Origin of the sequence: Hydrogenophaga sp. R2 (assembly GCF_049843595.1) — a bacterium.
In the GTDB taxonomy this organism is placed as follows: Bacteria; Pseudomonadota; Gammaproteobacteria; order Burkholderiales; family Burkholderiaceae_C; genus Hydrogenophaga.
On record NZ_JBBHZN010000002.1, the window covers coordinates 433,253 to 450,888 of the forward strand.

General features: G+C 69.0%; 15 protein-coding genes. 11 read left to right on the forward strand and 4 right to left on the reverse strand.

The features are described 5' to 3' along the window. Window positions 1–56: 56 nt before the first annotated feature. The 4 genes from WD026_RS10605 to WD026_RS10620 all read left to right on the forward strand — a co-directional run bounded on the left by WD026_RS10605 (window position 57) and on the right by WD026_RS10620 (window position 3,391). Window positions 57–962, forward strand: a complete 906-nt coding sequence (locus WD026_RS10605; RefSeq protein ID WP_425723619.1) for an IclR family transcriptional regulator — start codon at window positions 57–59, stop codon at window positions 960–962. Next, the gene (locus WD026_RS10610) at window positions 959–2,035 is read left to right on the forward strand and encodes a DUF3108 domain-containing protein (protein WP_425723620.1); all 1,077 of its coding nucleotides are present in this window, start codon (window positions 959–961) and stop codon (window positions 2,033–2,035) included. Before WD026_RS10605 ends, WD026_RS10610 begins: the two co-directional genes overlap by 4 nt. 152 nt (window positions 2,036–2,187) lie before the next feature. Continuing rightward, entirely contained in the window at window positions 2,188–2,472 is a 285-nt protein-coding gene (locus WD026_RS10615; RefSeq protein ID WP_425723621.1) for a BTH_I0359 family protein, read from the forward strand. A gap of 91 nt (window positions 2,473–2,563) precedes the next feature. Continuing rightward, complete coding sequence (locus WD026_RS10620) at window positions 2,564–3,391, forward strand: ChaN family lipoprotein (protein ID WP_425723622.1); 828 nt, start codon at window positions 2,564–2,566, stop codon at window positions 3,389–3,391. A gap of 28 nt (window positions 3,392–3,419) precedes the next feature. Here the strand turns inward: WD026_RS10620 and WD026_RS10625 are convergent, their stop codons facing one another. Continuing rightward, window positions 3,420–4,763 carry an aminotransferase class III-fold pyridoxal phosphate-dependent enzyme gene (locus WD026_RS10625; protein WP_425723623.1) on the reverse strand — a complete coding sequence of 448 codons (1,344 nt, stop codon included), beginning with the start codon at window positions 4,761–4,763 and terminating at the stop codon, window positions 3,420–3,422. A 131-nt stretch (window positions 4,764–4,894) separates the two neighbouring features. Here WD026_RS10625 and purU point away from each other — a divergent pair, with 131 nt between their 5' ends. From purU to WD026_RS10650, 5 genes are all read left to right on the forward strand, one after another. After that, on the forward strand, window positions 4,895–5,743 hold the full coding sequence (purU, locus tag WD026_RS10630; protein WP_425723624.1) for a formyltetrahydrofolate deformylase: 849 nt from the start codon (window positions 4,895–4,897) through the stop codon (window positions 5,741–5,743). Window position 5,744: 1 nt separating this feature from the next. Continuing rightward, window positions 5,745–6,614 carry a LysR substrate-binding domain-containing protein gene (locus tag WD026_RS10635; RefSeq protein ID WP_425723625.1) on the forward strand — a complete coding sequence of 290 codons (870 nt, stop codon included), beginning with the start codon at window positions 5,745–5,747 and terminating at the stop codon, window positions 6,612–6,614. Window positions 6,615–6,737: 123 nt separating this feature from the next. Continuing rightward, entirely contained in the window at window positions 6,738–8,240 is a 1,503-nt protein-coding gene (locus WD026_RS10640) for an FAD-linked oxidase C-terminal domain-containing protein (protein WP_425723626.1), read from the forward strand. Window positions 8,241–8,287: 47 nt separating this feature from the next. After that, window positions 8,288–11,377, forward strand: a complete 3,090-nt coding sequence (locus WD026_RS10645; RefSeq protein ID WP_425723627.1) for a PAS domain-containing sensor histidine kinase — start codon at window positions 8,288–8,290, stop codon at window positions 11,375–11,377. Continuing rightward, entirely contained in the window at window positions 11,374–11,859 is a 486-nt protein-coding gene (locus tag WD026_RS10650; RefSeq protein ID WP_425723628.1) for a response regulator, read from the forward strand. The genes WD026_RS10645 and WD026_RS10650 overlap by 4 nt, the downstream gene beginning before the upstream one ends. A gap of 12 nt (window positions 11,860–11,871) precedes the next feature. On the opposite strand, the gene WD026_RS10655 is transcribed toward WD026_RS10650, so the two are convergent. Both WD026_RS10655 and WD026_RS10660 read right to left on the reverse strand, forming a co-directional pair. Continuing rightward, complete coding sequence (locus tag WD026_RS10655; protein ID WP_425723629.1) at window positions 11,872–12,183, reverse strand: RNA-binding protein; 312 nt, start codon at window positions 12,181–12,183, stop codon at window positions 11,872–11,874. A gap of 118 nt (window positions 12,184–12,301) precedes the next feature. Beyond that, complete coding sequence (locus WD026_RS10660) at window positions 12,302–15,280, reverse strand: L-glutamate gamma-semialdehyde dehydrogenase (protein WP_425723630.1); 2,979 nt, start codon at window positions 15,278–15,280, stop codon at window positions 12,302–12,304. 86 nt (window positions 15,281–15,366) lie between these two features. Between WD026_RS10660 and WD026_RS10665 the strand changes: the two genes are divergently transcribed. Continuing rightward, window positions 15,367–15,834, forward strand: a complete 468-nt coding sequence (locus tag WD026_RS10665) for an Lrp/AsnC ligand binding domain-containing protein (protein WP_425723631.1) — start codon at window positions 15,367–15,369, stop codon at window positions 15,832–15,834. Here WD026_RS10665 and WD026_RS10670 read toward each other — a convergent pair. Further along, window positions 15,815–16,552: a YggS family pyridoxal phosphate-dependent enzyme gene (locus WD026_RS10670; RefSeq protein ID WP_425723755.1), complete on the reverse strand. Its 738-nt coding sequence runs from the start codon at window positions 16,550–16,552 to the stop codon at window positions 15,815–15,817. The genes WD026_RS10665 and WD026_RS10670 overlap by 20 nt on opposite strands. Window positions 16,553–16,589: 37 nt before the next feature. Between WD026_RS10670 and WD026_RS10675 the strand changes: the two genes are divergently transcribed. Continuing rightward, window positions 16,590–17,633 carry a type IV pilus twitching motility protein PilT gene (locus WD026_RS10675; RefSeq protein ID WP_425723632.1) on the forward strand — a complete coding sequence of 348 codons (1,044 nt, stop codon included), beginning with the start codon at window positions 16,590–16,592 and terminating at the stop codon, window positions 17,631–17,633. Window positions 17,634–17,636 lie beyond the last annotated feature (3 nt).

Sequence of the window (17,636 nt, forward strand, 5' to 3'; positions counted from 1 at the left end):
TCTCCAGTTGCGTGCGTGCCGGGCAGGCGATTACGGATAGTAAAATCCATTCACCCATGCGTAAGCGCGAGATTCTAGACCAAAGCGGCGAGCCGCACACCCCCGACGCCGCAGACACCCCGGTCGACGGGCCGGACGACAGCCCCCAGCGCGCCGGCATCCAGTCGGTGGAGGTGGGCTTCGAGCTGCTCGATGCGCTCTCCCGTACCGACGGCGCCCTCATGCTGCGCGACCTGGCCGCTGCGGCCGGCATGAGCGCGGCCAAGGCGCACCGGTATCTGGTGAGCTTTCAACGCCTGGGCCTGGTGGTGCAGGACCCGGTGAGCACCCGCTACGACCTCGGCCCGGCCGCCCTGCGCCTGGGTCTGGCCAGCCTGGCCCGGCTGGATGGCGTGAAGCTGGCCCGCCAGCGCATCGACGCCCTGCTGCCCGAGACCGGTCACACCCTGGCCATTGCGGTGTGGGGCAACCAGGGCCCGACCATGGTGCACTGGACCGAAGCACCACAGACCGTGCCGGTCACGCTGCGCCTGGGCGATGTCATGCCGCTGCTCACCTCGGCCACCGGTCGCTGCTTTGCGGCCTTCATGGGAGAGTCCGGCCAGGACGCCGGCCGGGTGGAGCCCATGCTGCGCGCCGAGCTGGCCCGGCTGAAAAAGCTGCCCGACAACGGCCTGCCGCTGTCCGACGTGCCGCGCTCCTGGGCAGACGCCCAGGCCCTGCTGGCCGAAGCCCGCCGGCGCGGGCTGGCCCGCGTGGTGCACAGCCTGCTGCCCGGCGTGGGCGGTTTCTGCGCCCCGGTGTTCGATGCGCAAGGACGGCTGGTGCTGGGCCTGGTGGTGCTGGGATCGGTGGTGACGCTGGACACCGACTGGTCATCCCCCGCCGCGCAGGCGGTGTTGCGCACCGCCCGCCAGCTCAGTGCCGACCTGGGTCACCGCGCGGCCGGCGATCCGGCATGACACCGCCCACCGGCCGCAGCCGCACCGGTCTGCTGGCCGTGGTGGCGCTGGTCGTGCTCGCCCACGGACTGGCGCTGGACCGTTTGGCCGGCGCCCTGTCGGCCAGTGACGAACCCGTACCGCCACCACCCGCCCCGAGCCAGGTGAGGCTGGTGCAGCTGGTGCCTCCACCCCCCGCAGCCCAGGCCCGGCCTGTGGCTCCGCCGGTCCGTTCTGCAACGCCCGCACCGCCGCAGCCGCGTCCCGCTGCCCCGACCCGTCCGCCCGCACCCGAGCCCACACCCGAGCCCGTACCGCCGCTGGCGGCAGCCCCCGAGCCGGTCGAGCCCGACACCGCGCCCACCCCGCCGGTCGACCCCTCGCAGGCGTCATCGTCGCGCCTGCAGCTGCAGGCCGATCCGGCGCCCCCGCCCGAATCGACACCCGCTGACCGCCCCCCGCTGCCGGTGGCACTGCCGCCCGACGCCGACCTGCAGTACCAGGTGCAAGGCCAGGCACGCGGGCTGCGCTACACCGCCAGCGGCGAGCTGCGCTGGCGACAGGGCGGCGGGCGGTACGAGCTGTCGATGCGGCTCTCGGCCTTTCTGGTGGGCAGCCGCAGCCAGTCCAGCACCGGGCAGATCGACGCCACCGGCCTGCTGCCCGAGCGCTTCAGCGACCGCTCCCGTTCAGAGCGGGCCGCCCATTTCGATCGCAGCACCGGAACCATCCGCTTCAGCAACAACGCCCCCGACGCGCCCTTGCTGCCCAACGCACAGGACCGGCTGAGCGTGTTCCTGCAGCTCGCCGGCTGGCTGCAGGCCGGCGCATTCCAGACGGGCAGCGCCCTGGAACTGCCGGTGGCCGGCGTGGGTGGATCGGAGACCTGGCGCTTCGTGGTGGGCGACCTGGAAACCCTGTCGCTGCCGGCGGGCAGCCTGACCGCCCGCAAACTGGTGCGCGAGCCGGCCGACACCTACGACAGCCGGGTCGAGGTCTGGCTGGCACCCGAACTGGGCCATCTGCCGGTGCGGCTTCGCATCACCCAGGCCCAGGGCGACATGGCCGACCAGCAACTCAGCCAGCGGCCCTGAGCGGTCGAAAGTGCCCACGGTGTGCGAAAAAAGGCCTCTCCCCTTGAAAAATTCCACCGCCCGACCCAGATAAATGTCCGTTGTTGAAGTCGGGGCCGCGTTTGCCGATATAAAGACCACAGGCCCTCTGGTTGATCACAAGGACATATCCCATGAACATGCTGTACGACTCGGAAGCCTTTGCGGTGGTGCACATCCTGGCCGACGCCCCGGCCGAGGGCGAACTGCAGGTGGCCGACGGCCCGCAGATCGCCCGCCACGGTTTCGAGATCGTGGACAAGCGCTCCGGCAAGGAGGTCTACCTCGACGGTTCGTGGGCCGAAATGTTCCAGCAGCAGATATCGGCCTGGCAGCGCTCCATGCCCTCGCAGGAAGAGGTGGAGACCACGCTGGAAGGCTACGCCGGTCTGGCGCAGATGCCGGTGGTCATGCACTGAGGCACGCCCTCCCGTCCCGAAACCAGCCCGGCCTGCCCGGGCTTTTTCATGCCTGGACGGGACGTGGCCGCCGGCTGCGTAGCATGTGGGCATGACCCTTCTCGTCGCTGCCGGCCGAACGGCCAGCCCTCTCCTGATCGCCAGCCTGTTCCTGATCGCCAGCCTGGCGGCGTGCGCCACGCGTGCGCCCGCCGCACCCGAAGCCATGCTGGACCGCCTGCTGCCTGCCCAGGCCCTGCTGCTGGGCGAACAGCACGACGCGCCCGAGCACCAGGCCCTGCAAAAAGCGGCGGTGGAACACCTGGCGCGGCAGGGTCGGCTGGCGGCCGTGGTGATGGAGATGGCCGATCAGGGACGCCAGACCGATGGCCTGCCCCGCGACGCCACCGAAGCCCGGGTGCGCGAAGCCCTGGGCTGGACCGACGACACCGGCTGGCCCTGGCCCACCTACGGCCCGGTGGTGATGGCGGCGGTGCGGGCCGGCGTGCCGGTGGCCGGCGGCAACCTGCCCCGCAGCTCCATGCGTGCCGCCATGCAGGACAGCTCGCTCGACGGGGTGCTGGACACGGCAGGACTGGAGCAGCAGAAGACCGGCATCCGCGAAGGCCACTGCGGCCTGTTGCCGGAGAGCCAGATCGCCCCCATGACCCGCATCCAGCTGGCCCGCGACAAGGCCATGGCCGCCACGCTGCAGCAGCGCGCCCGCCCCGGCATGACGGTGCTGCTGATCGCCGGCAACGGCCATGTGCGGCAGGACATCGGGGTGCCGCGCCACCTGCCCGCCGGGTTTGACCACCGGGTGCTGGTGGCGCAGGCGGGTCAGGCCGGCGCCGGGCTGCCCGCCGATGCGGTGTGGCCGACACCCGCCTTGCCGCCGCAGGACCACTGCGCCGAACTGCGCCAGCGTTTCGGCCGCTGAAGCGGCCGCTGGGCCGGGTCCGGAAGGGTCAGGCCGGCAGCCGGCGGATGGCGTCGGCCAGGGTCGAGACCATGGTCTCGATGTGCTCGCGCTCCACGATGTAGGGCGGGGCGAACACCAGGTTGTCGCCGGCGTTGCGCACCAGCACACCCTTGTGGAAGCAGTCCATGAAGACGTCGAAGGCGCGCTTGCCCGGCATGCCGGGCTGCGGCGCCAGCTCCACCGCGCAGGCCAGGCCCAGGCTGCGGATGCCGATGACGTGCGGCAGGCCCTTGATGGCCGAGTGCATGGCATCGCCCAGCACCTGGCCCATCTGGCCGGCGCGCTCGAACAGGTTCTCCTGCTTGTAGAGCTCCAGCGTGGCCAGGGCGGCGGCGCAGGCCACCGGGTGGCCCGAGTAGGTGTAGCCGTGGAAGAACTCGATGGCGTGGTCGGGCGCGCTGCCGTGGGCACCCATCATGGCGTTGTAGATGCGGTCGGTGCAGATCACGCCGCCCATGGGCATGACGCCGTTGGTGACGCATTTGGCGAAGTTCAGCATGTCGGGCTGCACGCCGTAGAAGTCGGCGCCGAAGCCGGTGCCCAGGCGGCCGAAGCCGGTGATGACCTCGTCGAAGATCAGCAGGATGCCGTGCTTGTCGCAGATCTCGCGCAGGCGCTTCAGATAGCCCTGGGGCGGGATGTACCAGCCCGCGCTGCCGGCCACCGGCTCCACGATGACGGCCGCCACGTTGCTGGGGTCGTGCAGCGGCAGGATGCGGTTCTCCAGCTCCAGCAGGATGTCTTCCTGCCACACCGGCTCCTGGTGGTGGATGTAGGCGTGGTTGACCGGGTCGTGGATGAAGCGCATGTGGTCCACGCGCGGCAGCAGGGCCGTGCCGTAGACCTTGCGGTTGGCCGGAATGCCGCCCACCGACATGCCGCCAAAGCCCACGCCGTGGTAGCCGCGTTCGCGGCCGATGAAGATGTTGCGATGGCCTTCGCCGCGGGCGCGGTGGTAGGCCAGCGCCACCTTCAGCGAGGTGTCGGCCGCCTCGGAACCCGAGTTGCAGAACAGCACCTTGTTGAGGTCGCCGGGGGCCATGGCGGCAATGGCTTCAGCGGCCAGGAACGCCTTGTCGTTGCTCACGCTGAAGGCGGTGCTGTAGTCCAGCGTGTCGAGCTGCTGCTTGATGGCCTCGTTGATGGGCTTGCGGTTGTGGCCGGCGCCCACGCACCACAGGCTGGAGATGCCGTCGATGACCTGGCGGCCGTCGTGCGTGGTGAAGTGCATGCCGTCAGCCGCCACGAACACGCGCGGGTCCTTCTGGAAGCTGCGGTTGGGCGTGAAGGGCAACCACTGGTTGTCCATGCGGAAATCGTTGTAGGCCATGGGGCGTCTCCTGAAAGGCGGCAATCGTGCCATTCTGGCACTGGCGTGCGGCCGGTCATGGCGCCACTGCGACGGCTTGGCGAAGGCCCACCCGGGCGGGCCACCGGCCGGGCTGCGACAATCGGCGGGCCATGGAAAACACCTACGTCCTCAACCTCTCCTGCCCCGACCGCCCGGGCATCGTGCACGCCGTCTCCGGATTCCTGTTCGACAACGGCGGCAACATCGAAGAGGCCGCCCAGTACAACGACCACGACACCGGCCTGTTCTTCATGCGGGTGCAGTTCGCCTGCGCCGGCCTGAGCGAAGCCGAGCTGCGACAACGCGTCGACGGTCTGGCACAGCCGTTGTCCATGACCTGGAGCCTGCACCCGCTGGCCCAGCCGGTGAAGACCGTGCTGTTCGTCAGCCGCGAAGGCCACTGCCTGAACGACCTGCTGTTCCGCTGGAAGAGCGGCCTGCTGCCGCTGGACATCCGTGCCATCATCAGCAACCACCGCGACTTCTACCAGCTCGCGGCCAGCTACAACGTGCCCTTCCACCACATACCGGTGACCGCCGCCACCAAGGCCCAGGCCGAGGCGAAGCAGTTGGAGATCATCCGCAGCGAAGGCGCCGAGCTGGTGGTGCTGGCCCGCTACATGCAGATCCTGTCGGACCAGCTGTGCCAGGAACTCTCGGGCAAGGCGATCAACATCCACCACAGCTTCCTGCCCAGCTTCAAGGGCGCCAAGCCCTACTACCAGGCGCACGACCGGGGCGTGAAGCTGATCGGCGCCACCGCCCACTACGTGACGGCCGACCTGGACGAAGGCCCGATCATCGAGCAGGACGTGGCCCGCGTGGACCACACCGACACGGTGGACGACCTCACGGCCCTGGGCCGCGACACCGAGAGCCAGGTGCTGGCCCGCGCCGTGAAGTGGCACAGCGAGCACCGGGTGCTGCTCAACGGCCACAAGACCGTGGTCTTCAAATGACATGACCCTTCGCATCCCGCCCATCCAGTGCCTGCTGACCTTCGAGGCGCTGGCGCGCCTGCGCAGCGTCACCCAGGCCAGCGAGGAGCTGTGCGTGACGCCGAGTGCGGTGAGCCACCGCATCCGGCAGCTGGAGCAGATCCTGGGCACCAAGCTGTTCGGGCGGGCGGACTTCTCCCTCACCACCGAGGGCAGCGAATACCTGGCCCACGTGCGCGACGGGCTGGCCACGCTGCAGAAGTTTCCGAGCCAGGTGGCTTCGCCCGGGCGGCGCAAGCTGCGGGTGGCGGTCACGCCCACCTTTGCCCGCTCGGTGCTGCTGCCGCGCCTCAAGGAATTCAGCGAGGCCTACCCGGAGGTCGACCTCACGCTGCAGGTGAGCATTCCGCTGCTGGACGTGGTGGCGGAGGACGCCGACCTCACCGTGCGCTTCGGCACCGGCCGCTACGCCGATGTGGAACATGTCTGCCTGAGCAAGGACGAGGTGTCGCCCATGGCCTCGGCGGCCTTCATCCGCGAGTACGGGCCGTTCGACACACCGGAAGACCTGTCGGGCGTGCCGCTCCTGCGCAGCCCGCTGGAGCCCTGGCGCACCTGGTTCGCCGCCAACCACCTGGACTGGCCGGAGCCGGTGGAAGGCTCGCAGTTCAACGACATCGGCCTGCTGTGCGATGCCGCCGCCGTGGGCATGGGCGTGGGCCTGCTGCGCTACAAGCTGGCAGCGCCCTGGCTGGAGCAGGGCACGCTGCTGCCGCTGTACGAGAAGCGGGTACCCAGCCCGCACGCCCACTACCTGTGCTGGCGCACCGGCACCATGGAGCGCTGGGAATGCGCGGCGTTTGCCGAATGGATGCGCAACGCAGCGGCCTGAGACCCGAACGCGGCTGACGGGCGTCCGATCGCGCGGCTCACAAGGGCTTGCAAGGAAATTCACGTCGGGCTCCAGGCCTTGTCCTAAACTGGCCCGATACCGATTTCCCGTACCGAGCCGCCCATGAACGCTCCCGCCACCTCCACCCAGATCACCCAGATGCAGCGCGCCGCCCGCCAGGCCGAGGTGGTGTCGGCGCTGGCCCGGGTCGTGCCCGGCCATGCCCTGCTGTGGCAGCCCGAAGACACCGTGCCCTACGAATGCGACGGCCTGACCGCCTACCGGGAGCGCCCCCTGGTGGTGGTGCTGCCCGAGACCGAGGAACAGGTGGCCGCCGTGCTCAAGGCCTGTCACGCCCTGCAGGTGCCGGTGGTGGCCCGGGGCGCCGGCACCGGCCTGTCCGGCGGCGCCATGCCCAACGCCATGGGCGTGACGCTGTCGCTGGCCAAGTTCAACCGCATCATCCGCATCGACCCGCGCTCGCGCACGGCCGTGGTGCAGGCCGGCGTGCGCAACCTGGCCATCAGCGAGGCCGCCGCCCCGCACGGCCTGTACTACGCCCCCGACCCCAGCAGCCAGATCGCCTGCACCATCGGCGGCAACGTGGCCGAAAACTCCGGCGGCGTGCACTGCCTCAAGTACGGCCTGACGGTGCACAACGTGCTGCAGGTGCGCGGCTTCACCGTGGAAGGCGAGCCGGTCACCTTCGGCAGCACCGCGCTGGACAGCCCGGGCCTGGACCTGCTGCCCCTGATCATCGGCAGCGAAGGCATGCTGGCCGTGACCACCGAGGTCACCGTCAAGCTGGTGCCCAAGCCGCAGCTGGCGCGCTGCATCATGGCCAGCTTCGACGACGTGCGAAAGGCCGGCGATGCAGTCGCCGCCGTGATCGCCGCCGGCATCATCCCGGCCGGTCTGGAAATGATGGACAAGCCCATGACCGCAGCGGTCGAGGACTTCGTGCACGCGGGCTACGACCTGGACGCCGCCGCCATCCTGTTGTGCGAGAGCGACGGAACGCCGGAAGAGGTGGAAGAAGAAATCGGCCGCATGAGCGACGTGCTGCGCGCCGCCGGCGCCACCGCCATCACGGTCAGCCGCGACGAAGCCCAGCGCCTGCGTTTCTGGAGCGGCCGCAAGAACGCGTTCCCGGCGTCCGGCCGCATCAGCCCGGACTACATGTGCATGGACTCCACCATCCCGCGCAAGCGGCTGGCCGACATCCTGGAGGCCATCGCCGACATGGAGGTCAAGTACGGCCTGCGCTGCCTCAACGTGTTCCATGCCGGCGACGGCAACCTGCACCCCCTCATCCTGTTCGATGCCAACGACGCCGACCAGCTGCACCGCTGCGAGCAGTTCGGCGCCGACATCCTGGAAACCAGCGTGGCCATGGGCGGCACCGTGACTGGCGAGCATGGTGTGGGCGTGGAGAAGCTCAACAGCATGTGCGTGCAGTTCTCGCCCGAGGAAAACGAGCAGATGTTCGCGGTGAAGCGGGCCTTCGATGCGCATGGCCTGCTCAACCCGGGCAAGGTGATTCCCACGCTGCAGCGCTGCGCCGAATACGGCCGCATGCTGGTGCGCGGGGGGCGACTGGCACACCCCGATCTCCCTCGGTTCTGACAGGAATGACAGGCCGGGTGTAACCCCCCTGGGGTACATTGACAGGCATGAGCCGTGTTTCGTCTCCCCAAGGGTCTTCGCCGGCGTCGCCAGAGGGTGATCTGGCGGCCGGGGCTCGCGAGAGGGCACTGCTGCTCCAGATCGAGACGCTGCAGGCCGAGAACGCCCACCTCCGGCAGGAGTACGCCCGCCAGCTCGCAGGCGCCGGCCCGGTGCGCGAGGGCGAAGGCCGGGTGCAGCTCGATCCCGACCTGCCGCTGTCGCTGAGCACCGCCCTGCTGCCCGGGCACAGCGGCCAGGTGCCGACCGCGCAGCTCGAATACCGGGAACTGTTCGCCGCCCTGGCCAGCGTGTTCCCCATGGGGGTGTTCCGCACCGACCACACCGGGGTGCTCACGCATGTGGACGAGCAGCTCGAACGCATCTTCGGGCTGTCCAAGCAGGACTTTCCCAATTTCGGCTGGCTCGACCGGGTGCACCCGGACGACCTGGAGCGGGTGCGGCAGAGCTGGATACAGGCGATCTCGCGCGGCGAAGGCCTCAGCGTCGAGTTCCGCATCGTCCGCCCCGACGCCGAGGTCACCCATGTGATGGTGCGCAATGCGCCGCTGCGCGATGCCCAGGGCATGGTGACCTCGCAGCTGGGCTTCGTGCAGGACATCTCCGCCCTGCGCACGCTCGAGGCCGAGGCCCGCATCAAGGACGAGCTGAACCGCCAGATCATCGCCACCAGCCCGGACTGCACCATGGTGCTGGACCTGGACGGTCGCGTCATCCAGATGACGGCCCAGGGCTGCCGCCTGATGGAGCTGGAGCGTTTCGATGCGCAGTCCCTGCAGCCCTGGTGCGAATGGTGGCCCGGCGAAGGTGCGCCGCTGGCACTGGATGCGCTGCAGCAGGCGCGCGGGGGCCGCAGCGCCCGCTTCGTGGCCGAATGCCCCACCTTCCGGGGCAGCCACAAGTGGTGGGACACCATGATCTCCCCCATCCGCAGCGCCGAGGGGCGGGCCATGATGCTGCTGGTGGTCTCGCGCGACATCACCGACCTGCACCGGCAGCAGGCGGCCATCGTGGAGTTCAACACCGAGCTGGAGAACCGGGTGCGGCAGCGCACCGATGAACTGGCCGAGGCCAAGGACCGCATCACGCAGGCCTTGCGCGAGGCCCAGGTGCTCTACAACGAAGCGCCCTGCGGTTACCACTCGGTCGACGCCGACGGCACCTTCGTGCTCATGAACCGCACCGAGCTGGAGTGGCTGGGCTACGAGCGCGACGAGGTGATCGGCCGGCTGCATTTCCGCGACATCATCCTGCCCGAACAGATTCCGCTGGCGCGGCAGCGGCTGGCGCGGGTGATTGCCGGCGAGAAGCTGGAGCCGGCCGAGTTCACCATCGTGCGGCGCAACGGGCAGCGGTTCCATGGCCTGCTCAACACCACGGCCGTGTTCGACGACGAAGGCCGCTTCGTGCGGACCAACAACACGCTGGTGGACATCACCGAACGCAAGGCGGCCGAAGAAGCGCTGCAGGAGCACCAGCGTTTCCTGCGCGACATCACCGACCATGTGCCGGTGCTCATCGCCTATGTGGACCGGCGCGGCATCTACCGGTTTGCCAACGCGGGGCACCGCGCCATGTACGGCGTCGAACCGGAAGCCCTGATCGGCAAGCACATGAGCGAGGTGCTGCCACAGCCGATCTGGCAGGACGTGGAGCCCTTGCTGAAGGCGGCCCTCAATGGCGAGGCCCGCCAGCTGGAGGCGTGGCGGCGGGATGCGGCCGGCCGGGCCATCTTTGTCCAGGCGTACTACCGGCCCGACACGGTGCGCGGCATCACGCGCGGGGTGTTCCTGCAGATGGTGGACATCACCGAGCGCAAGCGCATCGAGGAACGCATCCACGACATGAACGAGGAGCTGGAAACCCGCATCCGGGTGCGCTCCGCCGAACTCATGGCCAGCGAGCAGCGCTTCCGCCTGATGGTGGACAACCTGCGCGAGTACTCCATCTTCTTCATGGACACGGCCGGTCGCATCACCGACTGGACCGACAGCGCCCAGCGCATGAACGGCTACAGCCCGGTGCAGATGATGGGTCGGCATTTCGGGCTGCTGCTGCGACCGAACGATCCCGACGCCGGCATCGAGGAGGCGCGGCGCATGCTGCGGCTGGCGGCCTCGCGCGGGCAGCACGACATGCAGGCCTGGCAGGAGCGCCGGGACGGCAGCCGTTACTGGTCGCACTCGGTGCTGATCGCCCTGCGGGACAACCAGGGCGAGCTGCTGGGCTATGCCAACGTCAACCGCGACATGACCGATGCCAAGCGGCTCGACGACATGATGCGCAACATCAACGACGAGCTGGAGCAGCGGGTGGTCGAACGCACCGAGCAGCTGGTGGCGGCCAACCGGGATCTGGAGTCGTTCTCGTATTCGGTGTCGCACGATCTGCGGGCGCCGCTGCGGCACATCTCCAGCTTCGTGAGCCTGCTGCACGAACACCTGGGCGACCGCATCGACGAGGTGGGCGTGCGCTACCTGCACACCATCGGCAACTCGGCCCGCCACATGAGCCAGCTCATCGACGGCCTGCTCGCCTTCTCGCGCCTGGGACGTGCCGCCCTGAACCCGGCGCCGGTGGACACGAATGCCCTGGTGGCGACGGTGGTGAGCCAGATCGCCCACGACACCGACGGCCGCATCGTCGACTGGCTGATCGACCCCGACCTGCCGGTGGTGCAGGGCGATGCGCTGCTGCTGCGGGAGGTCTGGACCAACCTGCTGGGCAACGCCTTCAAGTACACCCGCCCGCGGGAACGCGCGGTGATCGAAGTCACGTGGCAGATCGATCCGTTGCTGGGCTACACCTTTGCGGTGCGTGACAACGGCGTGGGGTTTGATTCAAAATATTCGCAGAAACTGTTTGGCGTATTCCAGCGTCTGCACCGAGCCACCGAGTTCGAGGGAACGGGCATCGGACTGGCACTGACCCGGCGCATCGTGGAGCGGCATGGCGGAACCATCTGGGCGGAAAGCCGTCTGGGTGAGGGCAGCGTGTTCCATTTCTCGCTGCCCATCGAAGGACTCAACCCCAACGAGGCGAACCCGCTCTCCATGCCGGTACCCCTGGACTCATGAACCACCTCAACGAATCCATCCTCCTGGTGGAGGACAACCCGGACGACGCCGAACTGACCAAGCTGGCGCTGTCACGCCATGGTCTCGAGGGCCGGGTGACCCATGTGTCCGACGGCATGCAGGCCCTGGACTACCTGTACTGCCGCAACGAGTTCCACCACCGCAGCGGTGCCAACCCGTCCCTGGTGCTGCTGGACCTGAAGATGCCGTTGCTGGACGGCATCGGCGTGCTGCGCGAGATCAAGGGGTCGGAAGCGCTGCACAACATCCCGGTGGTCATCCTCACCTCGTCCACCGAACCGAGCGACCTGCTGCGGGCCTACGACGCCGGCACCAACGCCTACATCGCCAAGCCGACGGAGTTCTCGCAGTTCCTCAGCGCCATGAAGCATGTCTGCGAGTTCTGGGTGAACATCAACCAGACCGCCCCGTCGCGCCCGGGCGCCGGTGTGCGCAACACCGGCTTCGGCGACCTGCACTGACACACCGGGGTATCAGCTGCCGTAGATGTCGGAATCGGCCCAGGCCGGGGTGTCGTCGTCCTGGTCGCTGGTTTCGGGCTCGCCGAGGCGGATGACGAACACCACCTCGCCGCCGTAACGCCCCACACCCAGGGTCTTCATGAGCTGCTGCTCCTGCTCGGGGCGGTCCATGCGCAGGAAGCACACCGCCTGGCGCACACCCTGCTGGGTGGCGGCCAGCACATCCAGACGGGTGATCCTGCCGAATTCGCTGCACAGCTGGTGCAGCGCCGACTTGAGGCTCGCCACGTCGGCGTGTTGTTGAAGTCTGGCCAGTGTGCTCATGAACGCCCCCTGGAACCTGGCGGTGGATGCTGCCGGTGGCAGCGGGTGTCGTGAGCGCATGCTAATCCAAAAGCAACAGTTTGCAAGCGTTTTGTTACATATCTCCCGCCACAGACGCTCAGCCCGCGAACAGCTGCACGTTGCCGCCCGCGGCCGTGGTGTTGATGGTCACGGTCTGCTCGGCGCAGAAGCGGGGCAGGTAGTTCGGGCCCCCTGCCTTGGGTCCGGTGCCGCTGAGGCCTTCGCCACCGAAGGGCTGCACCCCGACCACCGCGCCGATCATGTTGCGGTTGACGTACACGTTGCCCACCCGGGCCTGGGCCGCCAGTGCCTGGGCGCGGCTGTCGATGCGGGTCTGCAGGCCCAGGGTCAGACCGAAACCCAGGGCATTGATCGACGCCACCACCTGGGCCGGATCGCCGCTCCAGCGTACCACCTGCAGCACCGGACCGAAGATCTCGTGGGTGATGCGGGACAGATCGGTCACCTCGATGAGCTGAGGCGGAATGAACCGCCCTTCGCCGGCACCGCCCCGGCGGACCTGCCCCTCCTGTCCCAGTCTCAGCAGGTGCTGGCGGATGCCCTGGGCGGCCTCGTCGTCGATCACCGGCCCGACATCGGTGGCCAGCCGGGCCGGATCGCCCAGCACCAGCTCCCGGGCAGCGCCGTCGACCATGGCGATCACCGCATCGGCCACGGCCTCGTGCACGCACAGCACCCGCAGGGCCGAGCAGCGCTGGCCGGCGCTGCGGAACGCACTCTGCACCACGGCATCGGCCACCTGCTCGGGCAGGGCCGTGCTGTCCACCAGCATGGCGTTGATGCCGCCGGTCTCGGCGATCAGGGGCACGATGGGACCGTCCTTGGCCGCCAGGGCACGCTGGATGAGCTTGGCCACCGGGGTGGAACCGGTGAAGACCACGCCGGCCACCGCCGGCTGTGCCACCAGAGCAGCACCGATGGTCTCGCCCGGACCGTGCAGCAGCTGCAGCACATCGGCCGGCACGCCGGCGGCCAGCAGCAGGTCCACCGCCACGCGGGCGATGCCCGGGGTCTGTTCGGCCGGCTTGGCCAGCACGGTGTTGCCGGTGACCAGGGCCGCGGCCACCTGGCCCACGAAGATGGCCAGCGGAAAGTTCCAGGGGCTGATGCAGACCCACGCACCCCGCCCGTGCAGGCGCAGCACATTGCTCTCGCCGGTGGGGCCGTCGAGGTGGCGGGGCGCCATCAGGGTCTCGGCCTCGGCGGCGTAGTAACGCAGGAAGTCGATGGCCTCGCGCACCTCGGCCACGCCATCGCCCCAGGTCTTGCCCGCCTCGCGCACCAGCAGGGCGCACAGCTCGGGCATCTGCTGCTGCAGGGCATCGGCGGCGCGGCGCAGGATCTGCGCCCGCTCGGACACCGGGCGGCGGCTCCAGGCCGCAAAGGCCGCCACCGCCCGGGCGACCGCCTGCGGCGCAGCGTCGGCCGGGGCCTCCGGCACCACCGGCACCTGGCAGCGGCCCCAGGCGTCCGACAGGCCGGCCCGCACGCGGGCCACCGACAGGTCGAGTCCGGCGCTGTTGAGCCGCGCGGCGCCGTACAGGTTCTGCGGCAGGGGCAAGGGGGACGGCTCGGCGGCGGTGAGGCTGGCCGCGGCCAGGGGTGATTCCAGCAGGTCGTCGATGCGCACCTGTGCATCGGCCAGCTGGTGCACGAACGACGAGTTGGCGCCGTTCTCCAGCAGACGCCGCACCAGGTAGGCCAGCAGGTCGCGGTGGGCGCCCACCGGGGCATACACCCGGCAGGTGATGGCCGGGTCGCGCAGCACCTCGCGGTACACGCCCTCGCCCATGCCGTGCAGTCGCTGCAGCTCGAAGGCAGCGCCCCGGGCGCGGGCCATCTGGATGATGGCGGCAATGGTGCCGGCGTTGTGGGTGGCGAACTGCGGATGGATCACGTCGGCCGCGTCCAGCAGCGCGCGGGCACAGGCCAGATAGCTCACGTCGGTGTGGTGCTTGCGGGTGAACACCGGGTAGCCGGACAGCCCCAGCTCCTGGGCGCGCTTGATCTCGGCGTCCCAGTAGGCGCCCTTGACCAGCCGGCACATGAAGCGCAGCCGGTGGCGCCGGGCGATGGCCGCCACCTCGGCGATCAGGTCGACCGCACGCGTCTGGTAGGCCTGCAGCGCCAGACCCAGGCCATGCCAGGCCGGGCAGTGCCGGGCCACGCGCTCGGCCAGCGCCTCGAACACCGACAGCGACAGTTCCAGCCGGTCCACCTCCTCGGCGTCGATGGTCAGGTTCAGGCCGGCGGCGGCCGCCTGCTCGCACAGCACCCAGACCCGGGGCACCAGTTCGGCCATCACGCGCTCATGCTGGGCATGTTCGTAACGCGGGTGCAGGGCGCTGAGCTTGATGGAGATGCCGTCCTGCGCCGCCGGGCCGGCCGCCGGATCGGAGCGGCGGGCGATGGCCGCCAGCGCCTCGGCATAGGCCTGCCCGTAACGCAGGGCGTCGGCGTCGGTCCGGGCGCCCTCCCCCAGCATGTCGTAGCTGAACCGCAGACCGGCCTGCCGACGGCGTTGCCCGGCCGCCGTGTCCAGCGCTTCGCCGATGGTCTGGCCCAGCACGAACTGGCGGCCCAGCAACTGCACCGCGCGCACGGTGGCACCCACCACGGTGCGCGCCCCCAGGCGGGCCATCAGCCCGGCCTCCTGGCCGGCATCGGGCAGGAAGCGCTTGCTCATGGCAATGGCCGTGGACGACAGGCGCGCCAGCGTGGCGTCGGCCGATCCGTCGAAATCGGCCCGCCCCAGCTGGTCGGCGGTGAGCGCAATGGCGGTTTCGGCGTCCGGCACGCGCAGCAGTGCTTCGGCCAGACGCATCAGGGCCAGGCCTTCGGCGCTGCTGATGGGGTACTCCTTGAGCAGGCTTTCCATGGCCCAGAACGGTGGCGGGTTGTCGCGCACCGCCTGCACCCAGGGCGCGGCCATGCGGGTCACGTCGCTCCAGTCCAGGCAACCCTGCAGCGCCTGCAGCTGGTGATGCAGCACCTCGGCTTCGGGTCGGCAGGGCGGGGGCAGTCGGTCGTCGGGGGCGGTGCAAAGGGTGTTCATGGCGGCTCGATTTACATGGAATGTCGCCACTTTGCCCAAGGTATCGGTGAATAATTCACCAAATACTCCAGCATCTACAGAACAAAATGCAATCCGACGACCTCGACCGCATCGACCTGCGCATCCTCCAGGTGCTGCAGACCGATGGCCGCATCAGCAACCTGAAACTGGCCGAGACCATCGGCCTGTCGCCCACTGCCGTGCTCTCACGCACCCAGCGGCTGCAGCGGGACGGCTACATCCTGGGCTACGAGGCCCGGCTCGATCCCTTCAAGCTCGGGCGCGGGATGATGGTGTTCGTGGAGGTGCTGCTCGACCGCACCACGCCCCATGTGTTCGACGCCTTCAAGGCCGCCGTGCAGGTGCACGACGAGATCATGGAGTGCCACATGGTGGCGGGCGGGTTCGATTACCTGCTCAAGACGCGCATGGCCGACATGGCGGCCTACCGCGCCTTTGCCGGCCAGGTGCTGTGGCAGCTGCCCGGCGTGCGCGAGACCCGCACCTACGCGGTGATGGAAGAGGTGAAGAACCTCACCCGGCTGCCGTTGTGACCGCGTCGGCCGGACCGGGCTTGCGCTCGCGGTGGCCGAAGATGGCGCGCCCCACCCGCACCAGGGTGGAACCGGCCGACACGGCCGCCTCCAGATCGTCGCTCATGCCCATGGACAGGGTGTCCAGCGCCATGCCACGGGCGCGCAGGTCGTCGAACAGGGCGCGGGCCTGCAGAAACACGGCCCGCTGAGCCTCGAAATCCGGGGCCGGCTCGGGAATGCACATCAATCCACGCAGGCGCAGCCCGGGCAGCCCCGCCACCGCCTGGGCCAGCGCGGGCAGTTCGTCCGGCGCCACGCCCGACTTGTTGGCGCCACCATCCACATTGACCTGCAGGCACACCTGCAGCGGCGGCAGCTGCGGCGGGCGCTGCGCCGACAGCCGTTCGGCGATCTTGAGCCGGTCCACGCTGTGCACCCAGTCGAAATGCTCGGCCACCGCCCGGGTCTTGTTGCTCTGCAACGGACCGATGCAGTGCCACTGCAGACCGGGGCAGTCGCCGGCCGACCGCAGGGCCTCGATCTTGGCCACGCCCTCCTGCACATAGTTCTCGCCGAAGGCCTGTTGCCCCGCCTGCCAGGCCTGGCGCACCGCGTCGGCATCGAAGGTCTTGGAAACCGCCAGCAGGCGGACGTCCGACGCCGCACGGCCTGCCCGTTCGCACGCCTGTTGCAGGCGTGTGGAAACGCTATACAGGTTGTCGCCAATCGTCGTCATAATCGGTTCGAACATTCACTTACTGCACGGATCCCGGATGGATCTCACCCAGCTGCTGGCCTTCAGCGTCAAGAACAAAGCATCCGACCTTCACCTCTCCGCCGGTCTGCCACCCATGATACGGGTGCACGGCGACGTGCGACGCATCAACGTCGAGCCGCTGGACCACAAGGCTGTCCACGCCATGGTGTACGACATCATGAACGACAGCCAGCGCAAGCATTACGAGGAATTCCTGGAAGTCGACTTCTCGTTCGAGATCGAAGGCCTCTCGCGCTTCCGGGTCAACGCGTTCAACCAGAACCGCGGCGCCGGCGCCGTGTTCCGGACCATCCCGAGCAAGATCCTGACGCTGGAGCAGCTCAACGCGCCCAAGATCTTCGGCGAGCTGGCCCTCAAGCCACGCGGTCTGGTGCTGGTGACCGGCCCTACCGGCTCGGGCAAGTCGACCACGCTGGCCGGCATGGTCAACCACCTCAACGAGTCCGAGTACGGTCACATCCTGACCATCGAGGACCCGGTGGAATTCGTGCACGAATCCAAGAAGTGCCTGGTCAACCAGCGCGAAGTGGGCCCGCACACGCTGAGCTTTGCCAACGCCCTGCGCTCGGCCCTGCGCGAAGACCCGGACGCCATCCTGGTGGGCGAGATGCGCGACCTGGAAACCATCCGCCTGGCCATGACCGCCGCCGAGACCGGCCACCTGGTGTTCGGCACCCTGCACACCAGCAGCGCGGCCAAGACCATCGACCGCGTGATCGACGTGTTCCCGGCCGAAGAAAAGGACATGGTGCGCGCCATGTTGTCCGAATCGCTGGTGGCCGTGATCTCGCAGACGCTGTGCAAGCTCAAGGACGGCAGCGGCCGGGTGGCGGCGCACGAGATCATGCTGGGCACCAGCGCCATCCGCAACCTCATCCGCGAGGCCAAGGTGGCCCAGATGTACTCCGCCATCCAGACCGGCAACAACGTCGGCATGCAGACCCTAGACCAGAACCTGGCCGAGCTGGTCAAGCGCAACGTGATCAGCGCCGCCGAGGCCCGCAGCAAGGCGAAGATCCCCGAGAACTTCCCCGGATAAGCA

Bases quoted from the DNA above. Each gene is read 5' to 3' on its own strand.
- WD026_RS10605 (WP_425723619.1), top strand. From the start codon at position 57: ATGCGTAAGCGCGAGATTCTAGACCAAAGCGGCGAGCCGCACACCCCC.
- WD026_RS10610 (WP_425723620.1), top strand. From the start codon at position 959: ATGACACCGCCCACCGGCCGCAGCCGCACCGGTCTGCTGGCCGTGGTG.
- WD026_RS10615 (WP_425723621.1), top strand. From the start codon at position 2,188: ATGAACATGCTGTACGACTCGGAAGCCTTTGCGGTGGTGCACATCCTG.
- WD026_RS10620 (WP_425723622.1), top strand. From the start codon at position 2,564: ATGACCCTTCTCGTCGCTGCCGGCCGAACGGCCAGCCCTCTCCTGATC.
- WD026_RS10625 (WP_425723623.1), bottom strand. From the start codon at position 4,763: ATGGCCTACAACGATTTCCGCATGGACAACCAGTGGTTGCCCTTCACG.
- purU (WP_425723624.1), top strand. From the start codon at position 4,895: ATGGAAAACACCTACGTCCTCAACCTCTCCTGCCCCGACCGCCCGGGC.
- WD026_RS10635 (WP_425723625.1), top strand. From the start codon at position 5,745: ATGACCCTTCGCATCCCGCCCATCCAGTGCCTGCTGACCTTCGAGGCG.
- WD026_RS10640 (WP_425723626.1), top strand. From the start codon at position 6,738: ATGAACGCTCCCGCCACCTCCACCCAGATCACCCAGATGCAGCGCGCC.
- WD026_RS10645 (WP_425723627.1), top strand. From the start codon at position 8,288: ATGAGCCGTGTTTCGTCTCCCCAAGGGTCTTCGCCGGCGTCGCCAGAG.
- WD026_RS10650 (WP_425723628.1), top strand. From the start codon at position 11,374: ATGAACCACCTCAACGAATCCATCCTCCTGGTGGAGGACAACCCGGAC.
- WD026_RS10655 (WP_425723629.1), bottom strand. From the start codon at position 12,183: ATGAGCACACTGGCCAGACTTCAACAACACGCCGACGTGGCGAGCCTC.
- WD026_RS10660 (WP_425723630.1), bottom strand. From the start codon at position 15,280: ATGAACACCCTTTGCACCGCCCCCGACGACCGACTGCCCCCGCCCTGC.
- WD026_RS10665 (WP_425723631.1), top strand. From the start codon at position 15,367: ATGCAATCCGACGACCTCGACCGCATCGACCTGCGCATCCTCCAGGTG.
- WD026_RS10670 (WP_425723755.1), bottom strand. From the start codon at position 16,552: ATGACGACGATTGGCGACAACCTGTATAGCGTTTCCACACGCCTGCAA.
- WD026_RS10675 (WP_425723632.1), top strand. From the start codon at position 16,590: ATGGATCTCACCCAGCTGCTGGCCTTCAGCGTCAAGAACAAAGCATCC.